The following is a 6,322-nucleotide window of genomic DNA, read 5'->3' as shown; positions in this document are numbered from 1 at the left end:
CGTTCCCATCCCGAACACGGAAGTTAAGCTCTTCAGCGCCGATGGTAGTGAGGGTTTGTCCCTTGTGAGAGTAGGACGCTGCCAGGCTGCCTTTAAATTCTTTTTGAAAGCTGGGCTTATTGTAGAGAACCATACATGAGTACATTCTTTTGAAGTCATTTTGATTACTGATTGAGCTGTATGTGAACCAAAATATGGTTTATTAAAATATTCCGCAGTAGCTCAGTGGTAGAGCATTCGGCTGTTAACCGAACGGTCGCAGGTTCGAATCCTGCCTGCGGAGCCATGCTTCCATAGCTCAGTTGGTAGAGCACTTCCATGGTAAGGAAGAGGTCACCGGTTCGAGCCCGGTTGGAAGCTTTGATGAAAAACGTTGAAATAACAAGGTTTTCTCGATGTGCGAGGGAGCCTTTTTTGTTTTTTATATCATTCTTCAACAACATTTTGACGGCAATAAGATCTTTTATATTATTTTTAAAAAAATATAAAAGATCTCGATAAAATTTATGTCGGGCAAAAGGATGATGTATAAAGTTTTGTGTAAGGGATTTTGCTAGACCTAAAGAAAAAGGTAGGGTATTCTCTGATTTGGCTAAATATTCCAGAGAACCCTACCTATGTCTAAAAGTATACCGAATGGTGACTGGGCTAATCAACAGGAAAGTACCATTCGTCAGTTTGTGAATGAAAAATTAGAGCTGATTATGTGGGAAGAAATGAAACATTTCCTCGAGATTGAACAAGCTGGAACATTGAATATGAGAAACGGCTACTATTAACGAAATCCAGATGCACAATACGGTCGGATTACCGGAACGGAGAATTTCAAACGCATTTGTTCCCCCTCCCTTACCAACGCCATACCGGCTGGCTCGAGGAAGCGATCATCAAGATGTATCAAAATGACATGAGTACATGTGAAATTAGCAAGTTTAACGAACGAATTTTAGGAAATGCCAATCGTTTTGACTTGAGTTCCAAAGAATTCGGTGACATCTGCCGTTTAGCCATTGAACTGTCTTTTCAAGTGCTTCAAGTAGAATGTATGCATTCAACCCTTTTTCGGAATGGCTGATTAAGTGAAATCTAGAGTTTATTTACTTCCACAAGTGTTTTATTATCAAATTCGTACACTTTATCACATAGTATGTGAATATCCTCACTGATATGACTCGCCAATAAGATGGTTGTCCCCTGTTTTTTCAATGACAACAGCAATTCTCTTATCTGTTTGACTCCTGTTTTATCCAGACCGTTCATTGGTTCATCTAGTATGAGTATTTTCGGCTTCTCCATAATTGCTTGTGCGATACCCAATCTTTGTTTCATACCTAAAGAATATTTTTTCACACTTTTCTTGCTGTTCGGATCTAGACCGACACTTTGAATTGCTTCTATAATCTCCTTATCACTAATCTTATTGCGTATAGAAGCTAAGTATTTTAAATTTTTAAATCCGGAGTAATCGGACAAGAATCCTGGTGTCTCGATAACAGCACCAACTTCAGTGGGAAAGTCAATATCCTTCCCTAAAATATTTCCAAAAATTTTTATTTCTCCTTGGTCTGGGAGTAAAATGCCGCAAAGTATCTTAAAGAAAACTGATTTACCACTCCCATTATGCCCGACAAACCCGTAAATCTTTGCTTCTTCAATATCAAGATTTATATTACTGAATACTTTCTCCTTTTTAAATGTTTTGCTCAAGTTCCTTACCTGCAATACAACTGCCATAGTTTATCACCTTTCCTTGAAAATTCAGCAATCTAACGTCGCGTCATAACGCGATACGACAAATAAATGAACAGAAGAATCCATAAAACATGAAAAATGACAAAACCAGCGATTGAATGACTCCCGCTACCTGGAGCCAACACGTCATAGTTTACAAGTCTGCCATGGCTTCCAATCCATAAATTCACATTCCCCAAAATGAAAGGAATGATGTACATTAAAGCAGCAGAGAGGTACCCGTAACCGCTTTTTTGGGTAAGGAGGTTGATATATACTTGCCACAAACTAATACTAAAAGAGCCGATTAGCTGGATAATCCATGAAAGGAATAGAAATAACCATTGTGAATATACATCTTTTGACGATAATTTACCTGCCCAATACTGGACTGTAATATCACCTGACTTATAAATAGAATGCAAAATGAACCAGGACAGACTGTAATAAAAAAATAGGTACACAACATGAATGGCAAATAAGACGGTCAAATGGGACAATGCCCACGCGTTCCTGTTAGATATCCGCAGCAAAGTATACAGTAAATTCTCATGAAAATTGTTTTCCATGTATAAGTCAACAATATACGCTAATACGAAAAAAGGGAGCAATGTATGAATGATCGTTAAAATATCCGCCCCCTCAAACACGGCAAAGTGGAAGATGAATGCATCTATAGTGGATGAGACAAGATCGCCATAATATAGAAGTGTGACCAAATTAGAGATGACGAACACTGCGATCGCCAGAAGCCACTGATGATAAGTAAAGTAGCGCATATTAAACTGAACAAGGGCTTTCCATTCTCTGATCATATTCAAGATCCCCCAAATTCCAGCTTTGATTTTCGCATCCACAAGACGAGAAGCATTAAAACTATTGGAGAAACAGTTGCTGCATTCAACACCATTGCCGATTGGAATCCGTTTTCATTCAGTCTAAGCGTCACGAGATAACCGTTATGGATATACAAAAACGGAACATACGATACAAAAAACCTATAAGCAAATAAATGGTTAATAACAAGAAGCATCACCGTCACCGATACTGCTTTGACGATGCGATAACCATCGGCTGACGCATAAACAAACAAATATAGGATGCTGAGAAACCAAATACTTAAGACATATCGTATAGCTAATAGAATAAAACCAGTAACTGGTTGTATATGCCCAATAAGCTCCCCATGGTAAAGATTGGAGGATCCTGGACTCCAATGGATGCTATAACCGTATAATAAAAGAGAAATTAGAGTAATAATACAAAGATATACGAGCGTGTACAGTGTACTTATTAAAAATATTAGGAACATTTTGGCAAGTAACCACGTCGATTTTTTATTTAAACGCAGCAGAACATAGAGAGTTATCGACCGATCATCGCAAATATCACTTAACACAAACAGGAAGAAAAGCAAAAACAAGAACAATTGATAGTAAGGATGATACAGCATATCGAAGATTAAATCCCACATATTGAGGAAACGGTTGTCAATATGCGCTAATTTGCTATTGGCCAGAAAAGTTGCTAAACAAACGAGCAATACAAACAAAACAGCTTTTCGAGTCAGAACTACGTGCTTCACTTTGTGTTTCATATAGTTTAAAAGAGTGGTCTTAGTGCTCAGGGGATTGGCATTAGTCATCAATTCTCACCCGTCTCGTTCTCCAAATAAAAATTACATAACCTGTAATCAAAATCGTGATCATTGACCCGTATACATAGAATGGCGAAACTTCAGGCCATAAATCATACCAGGTGGATGGAGAAAACTGATATTGATCCAGGATGGCTCCTGCGGTAATCTCCCAAATACCGAAAATCAGAAATGGCCCAACGTATACAATTGCTTTCTTCTTGACGAAGGTGGAAAGGCATAAAGCGATACAGGCGAAACACGCTCCAAGCAAAAAATGCGTTAAAAATTTGATCCAAATATACAATTCAGGCTGTGTGTTGAACAATGTGTAGAATATGCCTTCTTCCTGCAGATGTCGATAGGGGGAATCGGCATCATTATTAAAAAAAATAGAAATTATAGCGTAAAAGATAAACTCTGGGATGAAGATAGCAAGCCCCCCAGTTAAAGTGGCGGCCAAGTATTTGTTCCTAACATAATGGTCAAAAGATTTCCTTGTTTGTATAAAGTAATGAAACTTCTGATTCTTTTCTTCTAAATAGGAATCGGCATATGGAAACACAACAATTAAAGGAAAAAATATACCTATGTATGAAAAACTGCTCTCCCAAATATTATATTTGTTGTGTATTTCACCTAAAATATCTTGAATCGCTTGATGATTACCTCGTATATCAGGAGCTTCGGGGTCAAAAAATAAAACATCATACAAATACCTGTCATAAGCTGTCAAAAATATTAATACAAGAGCAAACATACAGGAAACTAACATGCGCTTATTCAATAAACCCCTTTTTAATTCCAGTAAGAGCATCATCTTTCACTCGCTTTCTGATTGATAACTATCAAAACTACTTTAAAAGCATATCGCATTTCTACATTGCAGAAATGCGATATGCTACGGAATCGAAATTGAAAGAGTTAAGTTAATACGTATCTGGGTTCCATTTCCCTTTCATCGTAAAGCGGTCAAATTTACCTCCTTTTTCTTTCCAGATTTTCAAACGGTACTTATAACTGGCCTTAGCGCCATTATTTGTTAATGTATAATTACCAGCCTTTTTAGTATAAAGATTACTACTCCTTTTCGCACCTTCCGAATTTTCCATTCTTATTCCTGCTGTCCAATTCGAATCTATACTAGTAATCTTAACAACTGGATTCTCTTTATCTGTAAATTTCCATGCATAGTTAGTATAAGCATGTCCAGTTAAAAAGTTTGTTGTCACATCAAAATGAAATTTGTAGTTAGCAGCTGATGCAACAGGCACTAATGCTCCTACAGCTAGAATAGAAGTTAAAGCAATTTTTAGCCATTTTTTTTCACATGAAACCCTCCTCGTTTTTCCACATTTAAAATTCCTGAATTCCTGCGAGAATCCTTCGAGTAAGGTACTAGCTACCTGTTTTTACAGTTCACATTTTCTAACAATACAGAACGGTGATCACCTAAACTTATGATAGAGTAGAATCCACATTTGAAAAAAGTCCCAAATTTTCTTGCCACCTTTTAAATTAACCCCCATTCCCGGGCCTTTCGGGCTGCTTCTTTGCTTCTTTTTTCCCCCGTCTTTTTCAAAATATTAGTAATGTGCTTTTTTATTGTATTAATTTCTACCATTAATATTTCTGCTATTTGTTTTTGCTTATAGCCTTCAGCGATCAGCTTTAATATTTTTTGTTCTGTTTGTGTTAATCTCTCCTTCATATAGTGGATCTCTAGTTGTCTTAAGCGACAAAACTCCTTACGGATAACAGATTCAACATAAGCGCTTTTAAGTGACCATTTTTGATACGCTAAGCGTATTACATTTGGAATATGATTATAGGATTTGTCTATGTAACAGATTGCCCCGGCAATAAAAGCTTCAAAAATCAATCGATTGTCAATCTGATCATTTAAAATAATCAGCTGTGCTTTTGTTTTTTCAGTAACAGATTTTATTACTTTGATTTTTTCTGTATCTTTTACTAATCTGATATTCATTAGTACAATGTTCACATGTAAACGGTTAATAAAATCACTTAAACATTTCAGCTCGCACGTGACTCCTACTATTTCTATGTCGGTCTCATTTTTAACGCTAGAGCAAATTTTTAACAACTCATCTTTGTCTTTCTCAATCAACAGTACATGTATTTTTTTCATAACGCACCTTTTTACACCTCCTTTTGTCTGTTCTTTTTACACATCTCTTCACGCCCGTTGCCTTAAGAAAAACATTGGATAATTCGAAATATCAGTTATAACTTCTTGTGAAGGACTTTCTACTTATTAAAACGTCAGATCTCTCAGAATTGTTTCTGATTTTTTATAATTTTAACCTTTTTTGGAACGTTTTCCCTTAAAAGTAAGCGTCAAATTTAGCCAATCTTCTAGACTCTGTAAGATTATGAGATAATCTCCTCAAGAATAGATATAAGGAGGTTTTTTATAGCAAATCCAGAAATAGCTGAGAGAAAAAGGAATAGACATGACCGGAATGCGTCCAATGGGGAGTACAGAAAGAACGATGAGTGTGTTTGCGAAACATTTGAAAATGGGCGGAACTGGGTGGATCAAGGTACCGGTGCGATGATGACGGCCTTGGTGGCAGCATTAGAAAAAGTTAGTCATCAAAACGCTTATTGGACAAGTAGAAAGATGGAAAAAATCTCAAGAAGCCCATTCAAACAATACATCGAAAAGATCACGAGAACAATAAACGAAGCCACACGTGACCCGTACCATGTACCTAAAAAATAAAGTGAAAACCCTTATCCATCAAGCATTGAAGAGATTAAGTAGGACTAGGAATTACTTTGGGGTTATCTTTATCATTTGTATGCGTTTATTATGGAATCCTCCTGCAAATGCTTGGCTCAATCTTCATATTGACAATAAACCATTTTTCCTCTATACTAATACTCGTCGATTGCTTAATAAAAAACTTGTGAAGGAAAAATGATTTT

8 protein-coding genes, 2 tRNA genes, 1 rRNA gene and 1 pseudogene are annotated in these 6,322 nt (G+C 36.6%); 6 read left to right on the top strand and 6 right to left on the bottom strand.

Annotated features, from left to right (window positions below):
• The 4 genes and pseudogenes from rrf to FB379_RS16765 form a co-directional block, all read left to right on the top strand.
• A 5S ribosomal RNA gene (gene rrf / locus FB379_RS16780) occupies window positions 1-87 on the top strand; the annotation flags it as partial.
• A 124-nt stretch (window positions 88-211) separates the two neighbouring features.
• A tRNA-Asn gene (locus tag FB379_RS16775) sits at window positions 212-286 on the top strand.
• 1 nt (window position 287) lies between these two features.
• A tRNA-Thr gene (locus FB379_RS16770) sits at window positions 288-360 on the top strand.
• Window positions 361-617: 257 nt separating this feature from the next.
• Window positions 618-958: pseudogene (locus FB379_RS16765) on the top strand (transposase); the annotation flags it as partial.
• Between the two features lie 128 nt (window positions 959-1,086).
• Here FB379_RS16765 and FB379_RS16760 read toward each other — a convergent pair.
• From FB379_RS16760 to FB379_RS16735, 6 genes are all read right to left on the bottom strand, one after another.
• Complete coding sequence (locus FB379_RS16760) at window positions 1,087-1,734, bottom strand: ATP-binding cassette domain-containing protein (protein ID WP_144598457.1); 648 nt, start codon at window positions 1,732-1,734, stop codon at window positions 1,087-1,089.
• Window positions 1,735-1,766: 32 nt separating this feature from the next.
• Complete coding sequence (locus FB379_RS16755) at window positions 1,767-2,546, bottom strand: hypothetical protein (protein ID WP_144598456.1); 780 nt, start codon at window positions 2,544-2,546, stop codon at window positions 1,767-1,769.
• 2 nt (window positions 2,547-2,548) lie between these two features.
• Window positions 2,549-3,316, bottom strand: coding sequence for a hypothetical protein (locus FB379_RS16750; RefSeq protein ID WP_144598455.1), 768 nt, complete (start codon window positions 3,314-3,316; stop codon window positions 2,549-2,551).
• A gap of 52 nt (window positions 3,317-3,368) precedes the next feature.
• Window positions 3,369-4,154, bottom strand: a complete 786-nt coding sequence (locus FB379_RS16745; protein ID WP_144598454.1) for a hypothetical protein — start codon at window positions 4,152-4,154, stop codon at window positions 3,369-3,371.
• 142 nt (window positions 4,155-4,296) lie between these two features.
• On the bottom strand, window positions 4,297-4,641 hold the full coding sequence (locus FB379_RS16740; RefSeq protein ID WP_144598453.1) for a hypothetical protein: 345 nt from the start codon (window positions 4,639-4,641) through the stop codon (window positions 4,297-4,299).
• Window positions 4,642-4,880: 239 nt separating this feature from the next.
• Complete coding sequence (locus FB379_RS16735; protein WP_144598452.1) at window positions 4,881-5,519, bottom strand: response regulator transcription factor; 639 nt, start codon at window positions 5,517-5,519, stop codon at window positions 4,881-4,883.
• Between the two features lie 325 nt (window positions 5,520-5,844).
• Here FB379_RS16735 and FB379_RS19140 point away from each other — a divergent pair, with 325 nt between their 5' ends.
• The gene (locus FB379_RS19140) at window positions 5,845-5,949 is read left to right on the top strand and encodes a hypothetical protein (protein ID WP_422386935.1); all 105 of its coding nucleotides are present in this window, start codon (window positions 5,845-5,847) and stop codon (window positions 5,947-5,949) included.
• Window positions 5,925-6,116: a hypothetical protein gene (locus FB379_RS16730; protein ID WP_066251733.1), complete on the top strand. Its 192-nt coding sequence runs from the start codon at window positions 5,925-5,927 to the stop codon at window positions 6,114-6,116. The genes FB379_RS19140 and FB379_RS16730 overlap by 25 nt, the downstream gene beginning before the upstream one ends.
• The last annotated feature ends 206 nt before the right edge of the window (window positions 6,117-6,322 follow it).

Origin of the sequence: Aeribacillus composti (genome assembly GCF_007827555.1) — a bacterium.
Lineage (GTDB): Bacteria > Bacillota > Bacilli > Bacillales > Aeribacillaceae > Aeribacillus > Aeribacillus composti.
This window is presented reverse-complemented; position numbering and strand designations above follow the sequence as displayed.

Bases quoted from the DNA above. Each gene is read 5' to 3' on its own strand.
- FB379_RS16760 (WP_144598457.1), bottom strand. From the start codon at position 1,734: ATGGCAGTTGTATTGCAGGTAAGGAACTTGAGCAAAACATTTAAAAAG.
- FB379_RS16755 (WP_144598456.1), bottom strand. From the start codon at position 2,546: ATGATCAGAGAATGGAAAGCCCTTGTTCAGTTTAATATGCGCTACTTT.
- FB379_RS16735 (WP_144598452.1), bottom strand. From the start codon at position 5,519: ATGAAAAAAATACATGTACTGTTGATTGAGAAAGACAAAGATGAGTTG.
- FB379_RS19140 (WP_422386935.1), top strand. From the start codon at position 5,845: ATGACCGGAATGCGTCCAATGGGGAGTACAGAAAGAACGATGAGTGTG.